Source organism: Pseudomonas sp. BGI-2 (genome assembly GCF_004310295.1).
Classification (GTDB): domain Bacteria; phylum Pseudomonadota; class Gammaproteobacteria; order Pseudomonadales; family Pseudomonadaceae; genus Aquipseudomonas.
The window spans coordinates 91,207-109,444 of record NZ_SISB01000016.1 but is presented as its reverse complement, the minus strand read 5'-3'; the positions used below and the strand labels follow the sequence as shown (position 1 = coordinate 109,444).

The following is an 18,238-nucleotide window of genomic DNA, read 5'->3' as shown; positions in this document are numbered from 1 at the left end:
TGGGAGGGCTATTTCTGCTCTCGTAACAATTGAGCGGCACGCACGGCAAAGTAAGTCAGGATGCCATCAGCCCCTGCACGTTTGAAAGCGGTCAGGGATTCGAGGATAACCCCTTCGCTCAACCAGCCATTCTGGATTGCCGCCATGTGCATGGCGTATTCACCGCTGACCTGATACACAAAGGTCGGCACTTTAAATTCTTCTTTGACCCGGTAAAGGATGTCCAGATACGGCATGCCTGGCTTGACCATGACCATGTCCGCGCCTTCTGACAAGTCGGCCGCCACTTCGTGCAGGGCTTCGTTGCTGTTGGCCGGGTCCATCTGATAAGAGGCCTTGTTGGCCTTGCCCAGGTTCAGCGCCGAACCCACCGCGTCGCGGAACGGGCCGTAATAGGCGCTGGCGTATTTGGCCGAGTAGGCCATGATCCGCACGTTAACGTGATCGGCCAGCTCCAGTGCTTCGCGAATCGCCTGGATGCGACCGTCCATCATGTCCGACGGCGCCACCACTTGAGCGCCGGCCTCGGCGTGAGACAGGGCCTGCTTGACCAGTGCGTCGACGGTAATGTCGTTCTGCACATAGCCTTCTTCGTCGAGGATGCCATCCTGACCGTGGGTGGTAAACGGGTCGAGCGCAACGTCGGTGATAACCCCCAGCTCCGGGAACTGCGCACGCAAGGCGCGGGTGGCGCGCTGGGCGATGCCGTTCGGGTTCCAGGCTTCGGCGGCGTCCAGCGACTTGAGCTCCGGCGGCGTGACCGGGAACAGCGCCAACGCGGGAATCCCCAGCTCGACCCACTTGGCCGCTTCTTCGAGCAACAGATCGATGGTCAGGCGCTCGACGCCCGGCATCGACGCCACTGCTTCGCGACGGTTTTCACCGTCCAGCACGAACACCGGCAGGATCAGGTCATCGACGGTCAAAACGTTTTCACGGACCAGTCGACGCGAGAAATCATCACGACGGTTGCGACGCAGGCGGGTTGCTGGAAACAAACGGTTGGCGGGGGTAAAGCTCACGGCAGACTCCTGAGCCCGCGCTGGCAGGCGAGCGTGACAGTTATAAGCGGCCATTATGACGAACAGATGACAGTTGTGCTTAGCCCTGTGACACGTAGCCGCATTCCATTGTCCTTGTAGGAAATGTTCACGTCGAGACACATTTGGACACTTTCATGAATGTGCACGAAGGGTTAGGCTGCGCGTTCATTTCGCCAGCATCCAGACAATGCTCCAACAATTTCTTCAGGAATTCGGCTACTTCGCCCTTTTTCTCGGCACGTTCTTCGAAGGCGAAACCATCCTGGTGCTCGCAGGCTTCCTCGCGTTCCGCGGATACATGGACATCAAGATCGTCACGATCGTGGCGTTCTGTGGCAGTTATGCCGGCGATCAGCTGTGGTATTTCCTCGGGCGCAAACACGGCCGCAAATTGCTCGCGCGCAAACCGCGCTGGCAAATGATGGGTGATCGGGCGCTGGAACACATCCGCAAACACCCGGACATCTGGGTGCTGAGCTTCCGCTTTGTCTATGGATTGCGCACAGTCATGCCGGTGGCGATCGGCCTGTCGGGTTATCCGCCGGGACGTTATTTGCTGCTTAACGGGATTGGTGCCGCGATCTGGGCGGCCGCACTGGCCGCAGCGGCGTATCACTTCGGCGCGGTGCTCGAGGGCATGCTGGGCAGCGTCAAGAAGTACGAGCTGTGGGTGCTCGGCGCCCTGCTGTTACTGGGCCTGGGCCTGTGGCTACGGCGGCGCTTCAAGAATGCCCGTCTGGCGAAGAAGATCTACGCCGACGAGCAAGCCGAGCTGGCCAAAGCCGCCGAGACTAAGACGCCAATCGAGTGAAACGGTCCCTCCAACAGTAGAGACCGATGCCGCTGAGCAGGCTGTAGCTGAGCAGGCCGATCCAGCCCAGCGCGCTGGCCGGCCACAGCCCGACCATCGGCGCCAGCCACACCAGCGGCACATTCGATGCCAGCCGCAGCAGCTCCAGCTTCAATGCCTGCGGGCGATTCTCCAGGGCCATGCCCAACGTAAACAAGCCCAATGCCACCGCGCTCCAGCCCAACACCAGCGCTGCGGTCGGCAAACGCGGCTCCAGGTTCATCAAGTAGCTGCCCAGCGCAATGTAGACACAGAACTGCAACGCCACATACAGCTGCTGACGCCCGTCCAGCGGCACTTCGAATTTGCGGAACTGGCTCAGGTCCGGTTTGTTCATCGGGTACCTGGCCGCCACATCCGCCGGTCGCCAACCGGTGCGCATGAACCAGATCCGCAGCTTGTCCCATCTGCTTTCAGCCCGCCGCGCGTCATCCCAGAGCTGCGCGTAAAACTGCACGTTCGCCCACAGCGGATTCCAGCTCGCCAGCGGCGTGGTCACGCCGAAAATCACCGGTTCGTTGTCGTCCTCTTCCTGGAACGAGCCAAATAGACGGTCCCAAATAATGAACACCCCGCCGTAGTTGCGATCCATGTAGAGAGCGTTCTGCGCATGGTGAGCCCGATGATTGGACGGCGTGACAAAGAACCACTCGAACCAGCCAAGCTTGGGAATGTGTTTGGTATGCACCCAGAATTGATACAGCAGGTTCAGCGCGGCGACGCTGATGAACACCAGCAGCGGCACGCCGAGCACCGCCATCGGCAGGTAGAAAATCCAGCTCAGCAGGAAGCCGGTACTGGTCTGGCGCAGGGCCGTGGAGAGGTTGTAGTCCTCGCTCTGGTGATGCACCGAATGCGCGGCCCAGAGGATGTTGCGCTCGTGGCCCATGCGATGCAGCCAGTAGTAGCAGAAGTCATAGAGGACGAAGGCAAACACCCAGACCCGGACGCTGTCGACCGAGAGTTCGAACAGTGCCAGCTGCTTGAGGGCAAACGCATAGGTCACCAAGCCGACGCCTTTGGTCAACAGGCCCGTGGTGGTCGACAACACGCCGGTGCTGATGCTGTTGATCGCATCCGCCAGCCGATAATTGCTCACCCCACGCCAACGGTCCGCCAGCAGCTCGACGGCAATCAGCACAAAGAAAAACGGCACCGCATACAGAATGAAGTCCATTGACGCGCCCTGATCGGAATCTTGAGGACAGATGCTAGGTGTAGCCGCGAATTAACCCTATGGCAACGAGTGACAAATTAGTGGACATTTAACGCCATGAATCTGGAGAAAAACCCATGAGCAAAAAAATTGCAGTGATCCTTTCCGGCTGTGGCGTGTACGACGGCGCCGAGATCCACGAAAGTGTGATTACCTTGCTGCGCCTGGACCAGCGTGGCGCTCAGGTGCAGTGCTTTGCCCCCAATATCTCGCAATTGCAGGTGATCAATCACCTGACCGGCGACGAAATGCCCGAGTCGCGCAATGTGCTGGTGGAATCGGCGCGGATCGCCCGGGGCAACATCAAGGATATTCGCGAAGCAGACGTCGAAGACTTCGACGCGCTGATCGTGCCCGGGGGTTTCGGCGCGGCCAAGAACCTGTCGAACTTCGCCATCGAAGGCGCCGGCTGCACGGTTCAACCGGACGTCCTGGCGTTGACCGAAGCGTTTGCAGAAGCGGGCAAACCGGTGGGGTTGATCTGCATTTCGCCTGCGCTGGCGGCGAAAATCTATGGACCGGGCGTGACCTGCACCATCGGCAACGACGCCGAAACGGCAGCCGCCATGAACAAGATGGGCGCCACCCACCAGGAATGCGCGGTGAGCGACATCGTCGAAGACAAGGCCCGCAAACTGGTGTGCACCCCGGCGTACATGCTGGCGCAGAGCATCAGTGAAGCGGCATCGGGGATCAACAAACTGGTCGACCGCGTCCTCGAACTGACCCACGAAAACGACGCCTGACCCCGGTTCGATAATCGTTCCCACGCTCCGCGTGGGAATGCAGTCGGGGACGCTCCGCGTCCCAAAGCGGACGCAGAGCGTCCAGTGAGGCATTCCCACGCAGAGCGTGGGAACGATCATTGTGAACGGGAAAGCCGCGTGAGGATCCGGTCCAGCGCATTGGCAAATGCCTGCTTCTCGCGCTCACCAAACGGCGCCGGCCCGCCGCTCATCTGGCCCTGTTCACGCAAATCGGTGAACAGGTTACGCACCGCCAGCCGATCACCCATGTTCTGCGCATCGAATTCCTTGCCCCGTGGGTCTAGGGCGGCAACGCCTTTTTTCACCAGCCGATCGGCCAGCGGCACATCGCTGCAAATCACCAATTCACCCGGCACCGCGTGTTCCACCAGATAGTCATCGGCGGCGTCCGGACCGCTCGGCACCACGATCAGCTTCACCAGGGCCAGCCCCGGTTTGATCTGCGGCTGCCCGGCCACCAGCACCACTTCGAACTGGCGCTTAAGGGCGAACTTCACCACCAGATCCTTGGCCGCCCGTGGGCAGGCGTCGGCATCGATCCAGACACGCATAGACTTTTTCCTCTTCTAAAAGCTTCGCGGGCAAGCCTCGCTCCTACAGATATCACAATCCGTAGGAGCGAGGCTTGCCCGCGAATATGAGCGAAGCGAATGCCTTTTAAGAAACCGGCACCCGCCGCTTCTCCGCCACCCAGCTACGGCCATACAGCACAATGATCGCAACGATCGCCACAAGCTGAGCACTCAGCGAATACGCATCCGCGTGGATGCCCAGCCAATCGAAGTCAAAGAACGGCACCGGACGCGTGCCGAAGATCCCGGCTTCCTGCAACGCCTTCACGCCATGCCCGGCAAACACCACCGACAGCGTGCACAGCAGTCCGGCGTTGATGCTGAAGAACAACGACAGCGGCAGTTTCTGCGAACCGCGCAGGATCACCCACGCCAGCCCGACCAGCAACACCAGCGCTGTGGCACCACCGGCCAGCACCGCGTTATGCCCGGCGGGACCTGCCTGCAGCCACAAGGTCTCGTAGAACAGAATCACTTCAAACAGCTCGCGGTACACCGAGAAAAACGCCAGCGTCGCAAAGCCGAAGCGACCGCCGCCGCCGACCAGGCTGCTCTTGATGTAATCCTGCCACGCCGCTGCGTGGCGACGGTCGTGCATCCACACACCGAGCCAGAGCACCATGACGGCGGCGAACAACGCCGTCGCACCTTCCAACAGTTCACGCTGCGAACCGCTGACATCGATCACGTACGCCGCCAGCGCCCAAGTTGCCAGACCCGCCAGCAACGCCAGGCCCCAACCGACGTTGACGCTACGCACCGCCGACTGCTGGCCGGTATTGCGCAGGAACGCCAGAATCGCCGCCAGCACCAGAATCGCTTCCAGACCTTCGCGCAGCAAAATCAGCAAACCGGAGATGTAGCTCAGCGACCAGCTCAAACCGTCGCTGCCCAGCAACCCGGCGGACTCCTTTAACTTGGCCTTCGCCGCGTCCAGACGCTCCTGGGCCTGGACCACCGGCAACCCGTCCTGCAACGACTGACGGTAAGCCATCAGGGATTTTTCGGTGTCCTTGCGCACGTTGGCGTCGACGTTGTCCAGCGAGCTCTCGACCAGTTCGAAGCCTTCCAGGTAGGCCGCTACCGACAAGTCATAGGCTTGATCGTGGTCACCGGCACGGTAGGCCAAGAGGCTCTTGTCCAGGGTTGCAGCGGTGTAGTCGAGCAACTGCGCCGGTCCCCGCTTGACCTGCGGCGGTTGCGCCCGCTGGGCACGGAACGTCGCGGCGGCTTGCGGGCCATCGGCGGCCTGCACTTCGGCCGGCGTCTGACGTGCCAGGTCGGCAATGTTGTAGGCCTTTTCGGATTTTGCTGCGGCCGGATCGGCGCTGAAACTGGCGATGTAAGTCGCCAAGTCCCAGCGTTGACGATCGTCCAACTGATCGGCGAAGGCCGGCATGTCCGTGCCTTCGACACCCAGGCCCAAGGTGCTGTAGATCGCGTAGAGGCTCAGGTGATCCAGGCGCGCCGTGTCACGCAGATTGGCTGGCGGCGGCGTCAGACCGACACCCGCCGGACCGTCGCCGGCACCCGTATCGCCATGGCAGACCGAGCAATGCTGGGCGTACAGCGGCGCACCACGGGTCGGGTCCGGGGTAATGATCGGCGCCTGACTGACTTCATAGGTCACGGCCAGTTTCGCGCCGAGTTGCCGAGCCTGACGGGCCACGTCCGCGCCGTCCTGACGGGCAGCAATGGCATTGCGCAGCGCGCTGACGCCCTGCTCCAGCCCGGCTTTTTCGGGTTTGGCCGGCAACGCGGCAATCAAGCCTTGCAGCACCTTGATGAATTCCAGCTGCTCGCGGTATTCGGACTCGTCGGTGACCTTGCCCCCTTGCACCGTCTGCGGGTAGTCCGCGCCAATGTAATCGAGCAAATGCAGGGCTTGCGGCGCGCCTTCCACGGTGTCGGCCAACAGATTGAAACTGCACAAGGCAAACAGCGGCAACACCAGCCAGGCCAGGAAACGGGACGGGGCAGTCATGAATGAATCTCAATTGGAAATACGAAGTAACACATTGTTCACTTCCAATGACTTTCACTCAAGCTTTGTTAACGAATACCGGCGTTTGTGCGTGAGTTCTGGACATGAAAAAGGCGACCTCGAGGGTCGCCTTTTTTGTACCTAAGCGTTTTACACCGCGGCTTTGCGCAGCGTCGCCATAAACGCCGCAGCACCGATGAACAGCCCCGCAAAGGTCCGGTTCATGCGTTTTTGCTGCTTGGGCGTACGCAACAGGCGCAGCACCTTCGATGCCAACCCGGTGTAACCGGCCATGACGATCAGGTCGACGCAGACCATGGTCACGCCGATGATCAGGTACTGGCCCAGCAGCGGCGCGTGTGGATCAATGAACTGCGGCAACACCGCCAGCATGAACACCAGTGCCTTGGGGTTGCTGATGTTGACCAGGAATCCACGGAACACCAAAGCCAGCGGCTTGCCGATCTGACGCACTGCGGCGTCGTCGCTCATGTCGCTGGGCAGGGCGCGCCATTGCTTGATCGCGAGGTAAACCAGGTACGCAACGCCGAACCATTTGATTGCATAGAAAGCCGTGGCCGATGCCGTGAGAATCGCGCCAACCCCGGCGCCGACAATCGCGATCTGTACCGCCAGGCCCAATTGCAGGCCAAGGGCGTTCCAGTAACCGCGCCAGAAACCGTATTGCAGGCCGCTGGACATCGACGCAATGGCGCCGGCACCGGGAGATAGGCTGATCACCCAGCAGGCGGCAAAAAACGCCAGCCATGTTTGAAGCTCCATCGCACACCTCGACTCAGACTCGTGACAGACGTCTAAGCTAATGCGGCTTTGGGCTGATGACTACCGTTTTTTTTGCAGGATGTTGCGGTCGCCGACCAGTGTTTACGGCTTTAGGCCCCCTTCACGCCCTGAGCCTTTCCGTCAACGCGGTCACCTGTGGGAGCGGGCTTGCTCGCGAAAGCGGTAGGTCAGGCAACGAAGGCTTACTTTTCGAAACCGCCGGACGAGAACACATCCGTACCACGCCAGCGTCGAACCGAACGCTGGAAGAACAGGCTGTTGGGCACCTGCACCATCGCACTGCCGGTCCCGAGTTCTTCCGCTTCGATCAACGTGGTGTAGAGCAGATTGATCGCCACCACCCGACCTTTGACGCCGGGCTTGTCGGTGGTGTCCACCAGTTCGACGACGTCACCGATGCGGAACGGGCCGACGGTGAAGATCAGGATCGCGCAGAGCAAGTTGGAGAGCACGCTCCACATCGCGAAGAACGCCACCGCCGCCACTGCGACGAAACCGGACAACGCAGTCCAGAGCACGGTGGCCGAGACCCCGAGGCGTTCCAGCACGAAAATCAGCGCGCTGCCCATGATCAGCCAGCGCAAACCGCCGCGCAATGGCATCAGCAGCTGCGGTGGAAACGGGTAGCGCTCGCCCAGGCGAGTCAGGCATTTGGCGACGAAGCGTTGGGCGAAGTAACCCGCCAACAGGATCATCAGGATTTGCGCGGCGAACCAGATTGGCTCGCCCCACCCAGCCGGCAGCGGTAGCTTGAGGGCTTCCATCAGGACAGCGCCTCCAGCTCCGCCTGCATGCTTTCGAGCAGTTCCAGGGCTTCCATCCAGGCTTCTTCGAGTTCGGCTTCACGCACCTTCAACCTGGCCTGTTCGGCCAGCAGATCGCGCAAATCGTTCTTGCGCGCCGGTTCGTAGATATCGCTGTCGCCGAGGCTGGTATCGATCTTCGCCAGTTTCTCGTGCAGCTTGCCCAACTCGGCTTCGAGCTTGTCAGCCTCACGCTTGTGCGGTGCCAGTTGCTGACGCAACGCAGCAGCGGCCTGGCGCTGGGCTTTCTTGTCGGTCTTGTCCGGATTGACCGGGGTGTTGCTGACCGGGGCATTGCGCTGACGGTAGTCGACCAGCCAACGGGCATAGTCTTCCAGGTCACCGTCGAACTCCTCGACCTTGCCGTCGGCCACCAGATAGAAATTGTCGGTGGTGCTTTTGAGCAGATGACGATCGTGGGAGACCACCAGCACTGCGCCACTGAATTCCTGCAGGGCCATGGTCAGCGCCAGGCGCATTTCCAGGTCCAGGTGGTTGGTCGGTTCGTCGAGCAGCAACAGGTTCGGCCGATCCCAGGCGATCAACGCCAAGGCCAGACGGGCCTTTTCGCCGCCGGAGAAGTTCAGCACCGGCTCATCAATGCGCGCGCCACGGAAGTCAAAACCACCGAGGAAGTCGCGCAGAGTCTGTTCGCGTTCGGTCGGCGCCAGACGCTGCAAGTGCAGCAACGGGCTGGCCTTGGCATCCAGCGAATCCAGCTGATGCTGGGCGAAGTAGCCCACGACGGTGTTCTCGCCACGGGTCAGGCGACCGGCCAACGGCGAGAGTTCACCGGCAAGGTTTTTGATCAGGGTCGATTTACCGGCGCCGTTCGGGCCGAGCAAACCGATCCGCGCGCCGGGGGTCAGTTGCAGCTTGACCTTCTCCAGCACGGCTTTGTCGCCATAACCCAGACGAGCATCCGACAGATCAATCAACGGGCTGGAGATTTTCTGAGATTCGCGGAAGACGAAGTCAAACGGCGAGTCGACGTGGGCGGCGGACAACTCTTCCATCCGCTCCAGCGCCTTGATCCGGCTCTGGGCCTGACGGGCCTTGGTGGCCTGGGCCTTGAAGCGGGCGATGTAACTTTCCATGTGCGCACGTTGCGCCTGCTGCTTCTCGTAGGCCTGCTGTTGCTGGGCCAGACGTTCGGCACGGGCGCGTTCAAACGCGCTGTAACCACCGCGATACAGGGTGATCTTGCGCTGATCGACATGGGCCACGTGATCGACCACGGCATCGAGGAAGTCCCGGTCGTGGGAAATCAGCAGCAAGGTGCCGGGATAGCTTTTGAGCCATTCTTCGAGCCAGATGATGGCGTCGAGGTCCAAGTGGTTGGTTGGTTCGTCGAGTAGCAGCAGGTCCGATGGGCACATCAAAGCCTGCGCCAAGTTCAGACGCATCCGCCAACCACCAGAGAAATCTCCTACCTGGCGATCCATTTGCTCGTTGGTGAACCCAAGCCCCGCCAGCAACTTGCGCGCCCGGGCGTCGGCGGTGTAACCGTCGGCGCTGTCGAGCTCGGAGTGCAGGCGGGCCTGAGCGGCACCGTCATGGGCCGCTTCGGCTGCGGCGAGGTCGCGTTGCACCTCGCGCAGTCGCAGGTCGCCATCGAGCACATAGTCGACCGCCACGCGATCGAGGGTGTCGATCTCCTGGCGCATGTGGGCGATGCGCCAGTCCGCCGGCAAGAAGCAATCACCCGAGTCCGGGTGCAGGTCACCCAGAAGCAAGGCGAACAGGCTCGATTTGCCGGCGCCGTTGGCACCGATGAGGCCGGCTTTGTGGCCGGCGTGCAGGGTCAGCTCGGCGTCTTCTAGCAGACGTTGCGGGCCACGCTGTAAAGTCAGGTTCTGAAGTCGAATCATAATGGCGGCGGAGTCTACCAGCTTCGCTCGCAACTGGCGCGAGTAGCACTATGTCCTCTGACCTGTGGAGCTTTTCCGTTACTACTTACTCCCGTCGCGGAGTAGAACGTGCGTGCCTGCACTTGCAGTCGACGGGCGTAAACGTGTGCTTGCTGCTGAGCGGGTTGTGGCTGGGAGAGCGTGGCGTTGCCTGCAACGAACAACGCTTGCAGCTGCTTCGCGATTTAGCCGGGCCTTGGGACGCGGAGGTTGTGCAACCATTGCGCGCATTGCGTCTGCAATGGAAAGCCGCCGCTAGCGAGGATGCCGGGCTGAATGATTTGCGCGAAGAAGTGAAGTCACTGGAGATGGAAGCAGAGCGACATTTGTTGTTGCGACTGGAACGTTTGGCGCAGAGTTGGCCGCAGTGTGAGGCGACCGATCTAACGGCCTGGCTGGAAGGTGTGACGGCGGGCGCCGCCCACCTGGACCGCGACGCGCTGCATCATCTGCGCGTCGCGGTAACCGGCGCTTAGGAAGCGCTGGTTGGGGTGGTTGCTGCGATCGATGCGGCGGCCGGCGTTGGCGCTGGCGTAGCTGTCGAGGTGGCTGCTGCTAAAGCAGACGTCGCTGCCGGAGCCGGGTTGGCTGGCTTGGCAACTGGCGCGGCGGCCGGCTTGGCGGCAACAGGTTTTTTCACTGCTGGTTGTGCAGCTGGCTTCGCCGCCGCTGGCTTGGCAGCGGGTTTGGCGGTGGCCGGGTTGGCAGCAGCGGCAGGTTTAGCCGCAGCAGGTTTGGCTGCCGGTTTCGCTGCAGCTTTTACAGCGGGTTTCGCAGCCGGTTTTGCCGCAGCTTTTGCCGCAGGTTTCGCCGCAGGTTTCGCCGCTGGTTTTACGGCAGGCTTGGCTGCAGCAGTTTTAGCCGCGACAGGTTTTGCTGCAGCCTTGGCAGCAGGTTTGGCAGCGGCAGTTTTTGCAGCTGGTTTTGCTACCGATTTTGCAGCTGGTTTTGCAGCTGCGGTTTTCGCCACAGCCGGTTTCGCAGCAGCGGTTCTTGCAGCTGGTTTAGCGGCTGCTGTTTTTGCAGCGACTGGCTTGGCGCCCGGTTTGGCAGCCGAGGTTTTAGCAGCCGGTTTTGCAGCACTGGCAGCGACTGGTTTTTTCGCCGCAGGTTTTGCGACTGGTTTGGCTGCGGCTTTCACCGGAGCCTTGGCAGCAGGCTTGGCCGGTGCTTTTGCAGCAGTCGGTTTGGCCGCGGCTTTCTTGGCAGGTGCCGTAGCAGGCTTGGCCGAACGCAGGGACAACGCCTTGCCGACAGCCTCTTGTACACGACCGACACCCTGGGCCAGTTTCAGGCTTTCTTGAGCATCGCGTTTGAGTTGCAGAATGTAGCTGCGAGTTTCGGATTGACGATCCTTGAGGGCATCAAGCAGGTCCTCAAGTTCTTTCACCGCACCCTTCGCTTTGGTTTGTGCCTTGGCTTTACCGGCTGCCGCGGCGTCCTGCAATTTGGTACGGGACTTGTGCAATTTTTCCTGCGCTTTTCCGCGCTGCTTTTCCAGTTTGGCGAGCAGTTTTTCAGCATCAGCCAAGGCTTGGGAACAAGCGTTTTCCAAATGCTCGAGCAGGCTGCCCGAGAGTTGTTGGAGTAAGTGCAACGGGGTATTTACAGGCTTCTTGGTGGCCGACATGGTTTACCTCCTGGCTGACGTGGGTGCGGCTCATACTAGACCTCTGATGACACCGCCGCTAGGGCATGTTGACAGTATCGAAAGCGCTGCGTTGCAACAGATTGAAATTCTTCTGCACTGGTGCAAAACCAGTTCACCTTCGAGCGCATTCACACTGGCATAATCCACCGCATCTCAGATCGGAGTGTGCCCATGTCGCGCTACTTTTTTTTATCGTTGTGTGTGTGTTTTTCCGTGGCTCAGGCCGCCGAAAAAACCACCCCAAATGAGGCTCACGATCTTGCTTACAGCCTGGGTGCGAGCCTGGGTGAGCGCTTGCGCCAAGAGGTGCCGGATCTGCAACTTCAGGCATTGCTTGAAGGTCTGCAACAAGCCTATCAAGGCAAGCCACTGGCATTGAAAGACGAGCAGATCCAACAGATTCTGGCCGAGCACGAGGCCCAGATCGCCGAGCAACCCGCCCTCCCGCAAAGTGAAGTCGCGCTGGAAAAAGAGCAACGCTTTCTCACCGAAGAAAAAGCCAAACCGGGTGTTCGTGAGTTGGCGGATGGAATTTTGCTGACCGAGTTGGCACCGGGTACGGGCGCCAAGGCTGGCCCCAACGGCAAGGTCGAAGTTTTATATATCGGGCGCCTTCCCGACGGCACAGTGTTCGATCAGAACAGCAAGCCGCAGTGGTTCAGTCTCGATAGCGTGATCAGCGGCTGGCGCAGCGCATTGCAAAATATGCCGGTCGGTGCGAAATGGCGCCTGGTGATTCCATCGTCTCAAGCCTATGGCGCGGACGGTGCCGGCGACCTGATCGCCCCGTTCACGCCGCTGGTGTTCGAAATTGAATTGCGCGGTGCCACAAGCTGAAAACCGGAAACGAAAAACGGCGCGCATAGCGCACCGTTTTTTAGTTTCTCGCTGGAGGCGAGAGTCTTGCTGGGAGAGGTTCAGGCCTGAACCGAGTCCTCTTCCTTGTGAGCCGTGTGCAGCACTTCGATCAGGCAATCTTCCAGTTCGAAGCGTTCGTGCAGCAGCCCGCCCAGCTCTTTGAATTTCTCCGCGACGCACTTGCCTGCATCACACAGGTCATTGAACGCCAGCAGCTTCTCGGTGATGACGTCGATGCGCGGGTAAATCGTCTCGGCCAACTCCAGCCCGCGAGTGTCGCCAAACGCCTTGGCTTCGCCGGTCAGCTGTTCGTAGATCTCGAAGTGCCCGGCCGACACGTAATCGACCAGCACGCCGCAGAATTCCTGCAACGGCTTGCGGTTCTCGCCCAGAGACTCGGGCTTGGCACCGAGAGCATCGTAGGCCCGAACCAGTTCGTGACGCTCCTGCAACCAGCGATCGATCAGCAGATGCACTCCACCCCAACGTTCCTGAGCATTCTGACAACTTTCGAGCATGGTGATCTCTCTTCCCTTGTGGGTCATGCTGCCCTACACCTGTCGCAGACTTGAAAATCAAGAATCGGCCAGGCAGAGCGTCATCGAGCAACATAATTCCAATGACACGTGCGGGCCAGATTATGCCCGCGCGACAATGGCTTCAAGGTACGCAGGAGATAAAGTTCATACAAGTGTTTAATCACCCGCCAATCCCCGGTGCGACGACATGCCGCTGAGCGGTCGCTCGCAGGCAAGCCAGACCACGCGCAGCAGCTGATAAACACCCAGAATCGACATCGCCACGAAGAGCAGCAGACTCCACTCCGGGATACTCAGGTCGAACAGCGTCCAGGAAATTTCTGCGCAATCTTCCTCCCCTTTGAACATCCGCGTCACCTGACACAGCCAAGGCAAGTGCTCATACAGCGCTTCTGGATGGGCTGAGCAAGTCGATAGCTGATGCGCTGGATCGCTTTGCAACAACACCTGCCGCGACGCCGTGACCATCCCCGCGAGGCTGCATGACAGACCGAGCAGCCAATAAAGAAAAGTCCCGAAGCGGCCGGGACCATGCACCGAAGCAGCCAGACAGGAACCGGTAAGCAATGCCAGGCAGACTCGCTGCAACAGGCATAACCCGCAAGGCTTGAGGCCGATTGCATATTCCAGGTAATAGGAAACGCCCAGGGCCAGGGCACCTGCAATAAAAGCCATGAAAAACAATGAGCGTGAGCAGGCCAAAAACATGGCTTATCCGTAACAGAAGAGACAGGCGGTTACGGTAGAGGAAAGCGCGCCAGCCTTTCAAGGCAGACCAGCACGGACACTTCACCAGAAGTGTAGGGAATTCCCGACAGCGTCGATAGGACTTGATGTAGTCCTCTGTAGGACGATGCCGATCAAGGACTACAAAGCTAAACATTCACCCGACAAACAACGGCTCCCGCCCCTGTAGAAGCTGGCGTCCGGCTGCGAAGCAGTCGTCATAAACTTAAACACGATCTGCCTGATGAAACCGTAGCGCTCGTTTTACGGCTGCCTCGCAGCCGGACGCAGGCTGCGCCAGCTGCTATAGGGGGACAGTTTCAGGCGTAAACGGGAGCTGGCAGTGGTGCCGCCAGAAGGCGTTCGTCCAGCAGACCCAGACCTTCCTGGAACAACTGATTACTGCGCTCTGTGTCGCCGAGCTGCGCGAGCAACCGCGCCAGTTCCGCACAGGCTTCCGGATGGCGCTGCACCCGCAAGCTGCTTTCCAGATAGTCCCGCGCCTTGCCCCACAAACTGCTTTGCAGGCACAAGCGGCCCAGTGTCAGTAGAAGACTTGGGTCGGCCGGATGATCCTTAAGCCAACCCTCGGCGGTTTGCAATTGACGAGCCGGATCGCTACCGCGAACCAGTCCGTAGAGACGAGCCAGATGACTGTCGTACTTGCGCTTGAGGGCCGTGCGCAGCACCTCTTCCGCTTCGACCTGTGCGCCCAGCTGCCGCAGTTGCTCGGCGTAGGCCAGCACCAGTTGAGGTTCCTGGCGCTGAGCCGAGGTGAGTTGCTGCCAGGCGCGATTGAGCGACTGCAGACCGACCGTGCCATCCGCTTCCTGATGCGCCGCCAGGGAAAGGTTTTCACCCCACGCACGGCGCTCCAGATCGGCCAGCTCGGCGGGAGGCAGGACTTTATCCTTGCGCAGCTCCGGCAGCAGGCGAATCACTGCCGACCAGTCACCGCGCTGCTGATGCAGGCGCTGCAACTGGCGCAGGGTCTGGCCGTTATGAGGATGACGCTCGTGCATGGCCTGCAGCGTCACCAGAGCGCCTTCAGTGTCGCCACGGTCGTTCTGCAATTGGGCGTGATTCAAGGCAATCGCCAGCTCGGCCTGGGGCTGACGCTCAAGGGCGCGCTCCAGCAAGTTGTCGCATTCCTCGTAGCGACCTTGTTCATTGGCGGCGCGCGCAGCACCGAGGTAGTAGAGCAGCGGCTGGCGCTCGGCTTCGGCGGCGCGATGCAGATGGCGCTGCGCACTGGCCCAGCGACCTTCCGCCAGATCCAGCTGACCGTGCTCGATCGCCACTTGCACCCGGCGGCTGCGATTGCGCCGCGACCACGGGTTGACCACGCCACTGGACGTCGTCACCAGCTCGACCAACGCCTTGATGCCCCAGAACACCAGCCAGAGCACCGCGACCAACGCCAGGGTGGCCCACAAACTCGCTTCATAGCGGAAGGTTTTGTAGGCGATCAACACGTAACCGGAATGCTCGGCAATCGCCAGGCCCAGTGCGGCGGCCGCGGCGATGACCAGGAACACGATCACATAGAGGCGTTTCATGGCGTGGCCTCCTGCGCAGTGTTCGCAGCCGGTTTTGCCATCGGTTTGATCGAGTCTTCGGCGTTGACGTTACGCCGCTCCAGATACCCCTGAACCGCACTCAGTGTGCCGGTCAGGTCCGGCGTGACCACGGTGACCGGCTGCTTGCTCAACTCGCCCACCTGCTCAAGCATGACTTTGCTCTGAGGGTTATCCTGGTTGAAGTTACCCGTCAGCACATCCCGCGCTTCCGCCAGCGCCTGGGTGTAAACCGCAGCCTGACCATTGAGCGCGGCCCACTGCGCCTGCTCCAGCGCCAGGCTCAGCGCCAGACGCACCTGACTCAGGCTCTGCCCGGCCAGCAATGGACGTACATTCTTGTCCGCGTTGAAATCGATGCGGATGTAACGCGAAATCTGATCCCACCATTGCGCCCAACGACTGGCACCGTCACCGTCGGCCGTCAGGCCCAGCAACGATTCGCCACGGTCCTTGTACTCCGGCGCCAGTTCGGTGAGGTCGATGACCTGATCGCGCAACGCGCCCAGACGCAGGAACAACCCGGTGCGATCCGGCTGTGCAGTGCTACGCAGTGCCACCAGGGTTTTGGCCACTTGCTCGCGAGCGGCGTAGGACCCCGGATCGTTCTGTTCACGCAGAATTTCATCGGCGCCCTGCACCAAGGCCTGAGCACTGCTGATGTCCTGCAACGCAGAAAGACGCAGGCTGGCCAGACGCAACAAGTGCTCGGCTTCGGCCAGACGCCAGTCCTTGCGGCTCGCACCGAGAACGGTTTCCAGACGCTGATTCAAGCGTTGCTGATCGCCTTGCAACTGCGTCACCAGACGGCTGCGAGCGTCCAGCTCTTCGGCCGCCGGCATTTGCTCAAGGCGCGCGCTCAGACGCTGTTCGTTGAGCTTCAGACTTTGCGCCTGATCGTTCAACGCCTGGACCTGGCTCAACTGCTGCTGATGGGTGGCTTGCAGGTGACGCACCTGCCAGACACCCCAACCACCGACGGCAACTCCGGCGGCGCCCAGCAGCAGCGCGACGATTGCCAGCCCATTGCCTCGACGCTGCACTTCAGCAGCGGGTGGAGTTTCAACCGGCGCTTCAAGCACCGGCAGCACGTCATCTTTAGGCAAGGCTGTTTCGCTCACGTATCCATCCTTTGCATTAGAGAACGGGTTCGGGATGCTCCCGCAACGCCGTCAGCAAAGCCGCGGCACTGGCGCCACGACAATCCACAACTGTTTGGGCCCCGGCGGCACGTGCCAGGTCGGCGACCCTGGGGCTTGGAACAAACAACGGCAACTGCGCAAGAGCAGGCCAGGCATCGCCCGCCAATTGGCGCAGGTGCTCAAAACCCTGTCCACTGCTGACCACCAGCCCGTTCAAGCGTTCCGCTACGATCCGGTCAGGCAGCACCGTCGACGGGTATTGAGGCAGACCGCGACGGTATAACTCCAGATACTCGACACTAGCACCAAGCTCGCGTAAACGCTCAGCCAGCAACTCGCGCCCGCCCTCCCCGCGCAGGATCAGCACCCGCGGATCTGGCCGGGCAACAGCCTCGCGCAACGAGGGAAGCTCAAGCAAGGCTTCGCTGTCATCGCCCTCGGCGGGGAAACTCACGTCCAGCCCGTTATCCGCGAGAATCTGCGCAGTCGCCGCGCCCACGCTGAACCAACGCGGGGACGGAGGCTGTGGCCAATACTGATTGAGCAGGTCAACGCCGATTCTGGCGGCCGGTTTACTGACCACGATCACCGCACAGTAACGATCCAACCCCTGAATCACCTCACGCATTGTGTCAGAGGCAGGGATCGGCTCGATCTCCAGAAGCGGCAAGCTGCTGCTGAAAATCCCCACTTGCGACAAAACGCTGGTCAGCGCCGTCGACTCATCCGCAGGGCGCGTCAGCAGCAGGCGCCAACCGGTCACTCGTGACCTGCCTCGCCATAGACTGCCTTCAAAATGTCGTCAGCGCCTTGGCTCAGCAGGTCTTCAGCCACTTGCACGCCCAAGGCTTCTGCATCGCCACGTGGCGCACGGGCCTCGGCGCTGAGCAGCAGGCCGCCGCTCGGATCGCCCACCAGGCCTCGCAACCAGATCTGCTCGCCTTCAAGCACGGCGTAGCAGGCGATCGGCACTTGGCAGCCGCCATTCAGATGTTTATTTAGGGAGCGTTCCGCGGTGATGCGGGTGGCGGTGTCCTGGTGATGCAATGGCTTCAGCAACGCGTGAATTTCACTGTCAGCGCTGCGGCATTCGATGCCGACCGCGCCTTGGCCACCGGCCGGCAGGCTTTCGTCGACACTGATCGCCGAGGTGATGCGATCTTCAAAGCCCAGGCGAATCAGGCCGGCCGCCGCGAGGATGATGGCGTCGTATTCGCCAGCATCGAGCTTGGCCAGGCGCGTATTGACATTGCCGCGCAGGAAGCGGATTTCAAGGTCCGGGCGGCGGGTCAGCAACTGAGCCTGACGGCGCAGGCTGGAAGTGCCGACGATGCTGCCTTGCGGCAACTGATCCAGGCTGGCGTAGGTATTGGAAACAAACGCATCACGCGGGTCTTCGCGCTCGCAGATGCAGAACAGACCAAGGCCTTCGGGGAAGTCCATCGGCACGTCTTTCATGGAGTGCACGGCGATGTCGGCTTCGTTTTCCAGCAGCGCAGTTTCCAGTTCCTTGACGAACAGACCCTTGCCGCCGATTTTCGACAGCGGCGAGTCGAGCAGCTTATCGCCACGACTGACCATCGGCACCAGCGTCACGAGCAGACCCGGATGGGCCTCTTCCAGACGGGTCTTGACGTATTCGGCCTGCCACAGGGCGAGAGCACTTTTGCGGGTGGCGATGCGGATTTCGCGAGAGGACATGGATCAATCCGTACTGAATAGATACGGCGGATAATAACAGCTCAGCCAAATCCACTTTGACTTGTATCAGAAACTGCGCGGCCTCCCTGGCCTCG

General features: G+C 60.8%; 18 protein-coding genes. 4 read left to right on the top strand and 14 right to left on the bottom strand.

All coding sequences use genetic code 11. The annotated features are described in order from the left end of the window. Positions 1-8: 8 nt before the first annotated feature. Positions 9-1,022, bottom strand: coding sequence for a porphobilinogen synthase (gene hemB, locus EYC95_RS13280; RefSeq protein WP_008150323.1), 1,014 nt, complete (start codon positions 1,020-1,022; stop codon positions 9-11). Positions 1,023-1,230: 208 nt separating this feature from the next. Here hemB and EYC95_RS13275 point away from each other — a divergent pair, with 208 nt between their 5' ends. Then, positions 1,231-1,854: a DedA family protein gene (locus tag EYC95_RS13275; RefSeq protein ID WP_131060758.1), complete on the top strand. Its 624-nt coding sequence runs from the start codon at positions 1,231-1,233 to the stop codon at positions 1,852-1,854. Here EYC95_RS13275 and EYC95_RS13270 read toward each other — a convergent pair. Then, the gene (locus EYC95_RS13270; protein WP_131060757.1) at positions 1,835-3,070 is read right to left on the bottom strand and encodes a sterol desaturase family protein; all 1,236 of its coding nucleotides are present in this window, start codon (positions 3,068-3,070) and stop codon (positions 1,835-1,837) included. The two genes, EYC95_RS13275 and EYC95_RS13270, sit on opposite strands and share 20 nt — an antisense overlap. Positions 3,071-3,186: 116 nt before the next feature. Between EYC95_RS13270 and elbB the strand changes: the two genes are divergently transcribed. Continuing rightward, positions 3,187-3,855: an isoprenoid biosynthesis glyoxalase ElbB gene (gene elbB / locus EYC95_RS13265; protein ID WP_131060756.1), complete on the top strand. Its 669-nt coding sequence runs from the start codon at positions 3,187-3,189 to the stop codon at positions 3,853-3,855. Between the two features lie 116 nt (positions 3,856-3,971). Here the strand turns inward: elbB and EYC95_RS13260 are convergent, their stop codons facing one another. The 5 genes from EYC95_RS13260 to EYC95_RS13240 form a co-directional block, all read right to left on the bottom strand. After that, positions 3,972-4,427, bottom strand: a complete 456-nt coding sequence (locus EYC95_RS13260; protein ID WP_131060755.1) for a YaiI/YqxD family protein — start codon at positions 4,425-4,427, stop codon at positions 3,972-3,974. A gap of 106 nt (positions 4,428-4,533) precedes the next feature. Further along, positions 4,534-6,432 carry a cytochrome c/FTR1 family iron permease gene (locus tag EYC95_RS13255; RefSeq protein ID WP_131060754.1) on the bottom strand — a complete coding sequence of 633 codons (1,899 nt, stop codon included), beginning with the start codon at positions 6,430-6,432 and terminating at the stop codon, positions 4,534-4,536. A gap of 150 nt (positions 6,433-6,582) precedes the next feature. Continuing rightward, positions 6,583-7,215 carry a homoserine/homoserine lactone efflux protein gene (rhtB, locus tag EYC95_RS13250; protein ID WP_131060753.1) on the bottom strand — a complete coding sequence of 211 codons (633 nt, stop codon included), beginning with the start codon at positions 7,213-7,215 and terminating at the stop codon, positions 6,583-6,585. Between the two features lie 203 nt (positions 7,216-7,418). Further along, positions 7,419-8,000: a mechanosensitive ion channel family protein gene (locus EYC95_RS13245; protein ID WP_131060752.1), complete on the bottom strand. Its 582-nt coding sequence runs from the start codon at positions 7,998-8,000 to the stop codon at positions 7,419-7,421. After that, complete coding sequence (locus tag EYC95_RS13240) at positions 8,000-9,910, bottom strand: ATP-binding cassette domain-containing protein (RefSeq protein WP_131060751.1); 1,911 nt, start codon at positions 9,908-9,910, stop codon at positions 8,000-8,002. The genes EYC95_RS13245 and EYC95_RS13240 overlap by 1 nt, the downstream gene beginning before the upstream one ends. A gap of 50 nt (positions 9,911-9,960) precedes the next feature. Between EYC95_RS13240 and EYC95_RS13235 the strand changes: the two genes are divergently transcribed. Further along, a complete protein-coding gene (locus EYC95_RS13235) occupies positions 9,961-10,425 on the top strand; it encodes a TIGR02444 family protein (RefSeq protein WP_131060750.1) in 465 nt (154 codons plus the stop codon). Here the strand turns inward: EYC95_RS13235 and EYC95_RS13230 are convergent. Then, on the bottom strand, positions 10,422-11,579 hold the full coding sequence (locus tag EYC95_RS13230; protein ID WP_131060749.1) for an AlgP family protein: 1,158 nt from the start codon (positions 11,577-11,579) through the stop codon (positions 10,422-10,424). The two genes, EYC95_RS13235 and EYC95_RS13230, sit on opposite strands and share 4 nt — an antisense overlap. A 192-nt stretch (positions 11,580-11,771) precedes the next feature. Between EYC95_RS13230 and EYC95_RS13225 the strand changes: the two genes are divergently transcribed. Next, positions 11,772-12,437: an FKBP-type peptidyl-prolyl cis-trans isomerase gene (locus EYC95_RS13225; protein WP_131060748.1), complete on the top strand. Its 666-nt coding sequence runs from the start codon at positions 11,772-11,774 to the stop codon at positions 12,435-12,437. 80 nt (positions 12,438-12,517) lie between these two features. Here EYC95_RS13225 and rsd read toward each other — a convergent pair whose 3' ends face one another. From rsd to hemC, 6 genes are all read right to left on the bottom strand, one after another. Continuing rightward, on the bottom strand, positions 12,518-12,976 hold the full coding sequence (gene rsd, locus EYC95_RS13220; protein ID WP_131060769.1) for a sigma D regulator: 459 nt from the start codon (positions 12,974-12,976) through the stop codon (positions 12,518-12,520). A gap of 177 nt (positions 12,977-13,153) precedes the next feature. Next, the gene (locus EYC95_RS13215) at positions 13,154-13,705 is read right to left on the bottom strand and encodes a disulfide bond formation protein B (RefSeq protein ID WP_131060747.1); all 552 of its coding nucleotides are present in this window, start codon (positions 13,703-13,705) and stop codon (positions 13,154-13,156) included. Between the two features lie 338 nt (positions 13,706-14,043). Continuing rightward, positions 14,044-15,282, bottom strand: coding sequence for a heme biosynthesis protein HemY (locus EYC95_RS13210; RefSeq protein WP_131060746.1), 1,239 nt, complete (start codon positions 15,280-15,282; stop codon positions 14,044-14,046). Continuing rightward, positions 15,279-16,421 (bottom strand): uroporphyrinogen-III C-methyltransferase, encoded by a 1,143-nt coding sequence (locus EYC95_RS13205; RefSeq protein WP_131060745.1) that lies wholly within the window; start codon positions 16,419-16,421, stop codon positions 15,279-15,281. The genes EYC95_RS13210 and EYC95_RS13205 overlap by 4 nt, the downstream gene beginning before the upstream one ends. A 16-nt stretch (positions 16,422-16,437) precedes the next feature. Continuing rightward, a complete protein-coding gene (locus EYC95_RS13200; protein WP_131060744.1) occupies positions 16,438-17,205 on the bottom strand; it encodes a uroporphyrinogen-III synthase in 768 nt (255 codons plus the stop codon). Then, entirely contained in the window at positions 17,202-18,143 is a 942-nt protein-coding gene (gene hemC, locus EYC95_RS13195) for a hydroxymethylbilane synthase (RefSeq protein WP_131060743.1), read from the bottom strand. The genes EYC95_RS13200 and hemC overlap by 4 nt, the downstream gene beginning before the upstream one ends. Positions 18,144-18,238 lie beyond the last annotated feature (95 nt).

Excerpts from the sequence above, each read along its gene's own strand:
- rsd (WP_131060769.1), bottom strand. The coding sequence starts at position 12,976 with ATGCTCGAAAGTTGTCAGAATGCTCAGGAACGTTGGGGTGGAGTGCAT.
- hemC (WP_131060743.1), bottom strand. The coding sequence starts at position 18,143 with ATGTCCTCTCGCGAAATCCGCATCGCCACCCGCAAAAGTGCTCTCGCC.
- EYC95_RS13235 (WP_131060750.1), top strand. The coding sequence starts at position 9,961 with ATGTCCTCTGACCTGTGGAGCTTTTCCGTTACTACTTACTCCCGTCGC.
- EYC95_RS13245 (WP_131060752.1), bottom strand. The coding sequence starts at position 8,000 with ATGGAAGCCCTCAAGCTACCGCTGCCGGCTGGGTGGGGCGAGCCAATC.
- EYC95_RS13240 (WP_131060751.1), bottom strand. The coding sequence starts at position 9,910 with ATGATTCGACTTCAGAACCTGACTTTACAGCGTGGCCCGCAACGTCTG.
- EYC95_RS13255 (WP_131060754.1), bottom strand. The coding sequence starts at position 6,432 with ATGACTGCCCCGTCCCGTTTCCTGGCCTGGCTGGTGTTGCCGCTGTTT.
- rhtB (WP_131060753.1), bottom strand. The coding sequence starts at position 7,215 with ATGGAGCTTCAAACATGGCTGGCGTTTTTTGCCGCCTGCTGGGTGATC.
- EYC95_RS13275 (WP_131060758.1), top strand. The coding sequence starts at position 1,231 with ATGCTCCAACAATTTCTTCAGGAATTCGGCTACTTCGCCCTTTTTCTC.
- EYC95_RS13260 (WP_131060755.1), bottom strand. The coding sequence starts at position 4,427 with ATGCGTGTCTGGATCGATGCCGACGCCTGCCCACGGGCGGCCAAGGAT.
- EYC95_RS13215 (WP_131060747.1), bottom strand. The coding sequence starts at position 13,705 with ATGTTTTTGGCCTGCTCACGCTCATTGTTTTTCATGGCTTTTATTGCA.
- EYC95_RS13210 (WP_131060746.1), bottom strand. The coding sequence starts at position 15,282 with ATGAAACGCCTCTATGTGATCGTGTTCCTGGTCATCGCCGCGGCCGCC.
- EYC95_RS13225 (WP_131060748.1), top strand. The coding sequence starts at position 11,772 with ATGTCGCGCTACTTTTTTTTATCGTTGTGTGTGTGTTTTTCCGTGGCT.
- elbB (WP_131060756.1), top strand. The coding sequence starts at position 3,187 with ATGAGCAAAAAAATTGCAGTGATCCTTTCCGGCTGTGGCGTGTACGAC.
- EYC95_RS13230 (WP_131060749.1), bottom strand. The coding sequence starts at position 11,579 with ATGTCGGCCACCAAGAAGCCTGTAAATACCCCGTTGCACTTACTCCAA.
- EYC95_RS13270 (WP_131060757.1), bottom strand. The coding sequence starts at position 3,070 with ATGGACTTCATTCTGTATGCGGTGCCGTTTTTCTTTGTGCTGATTGCC.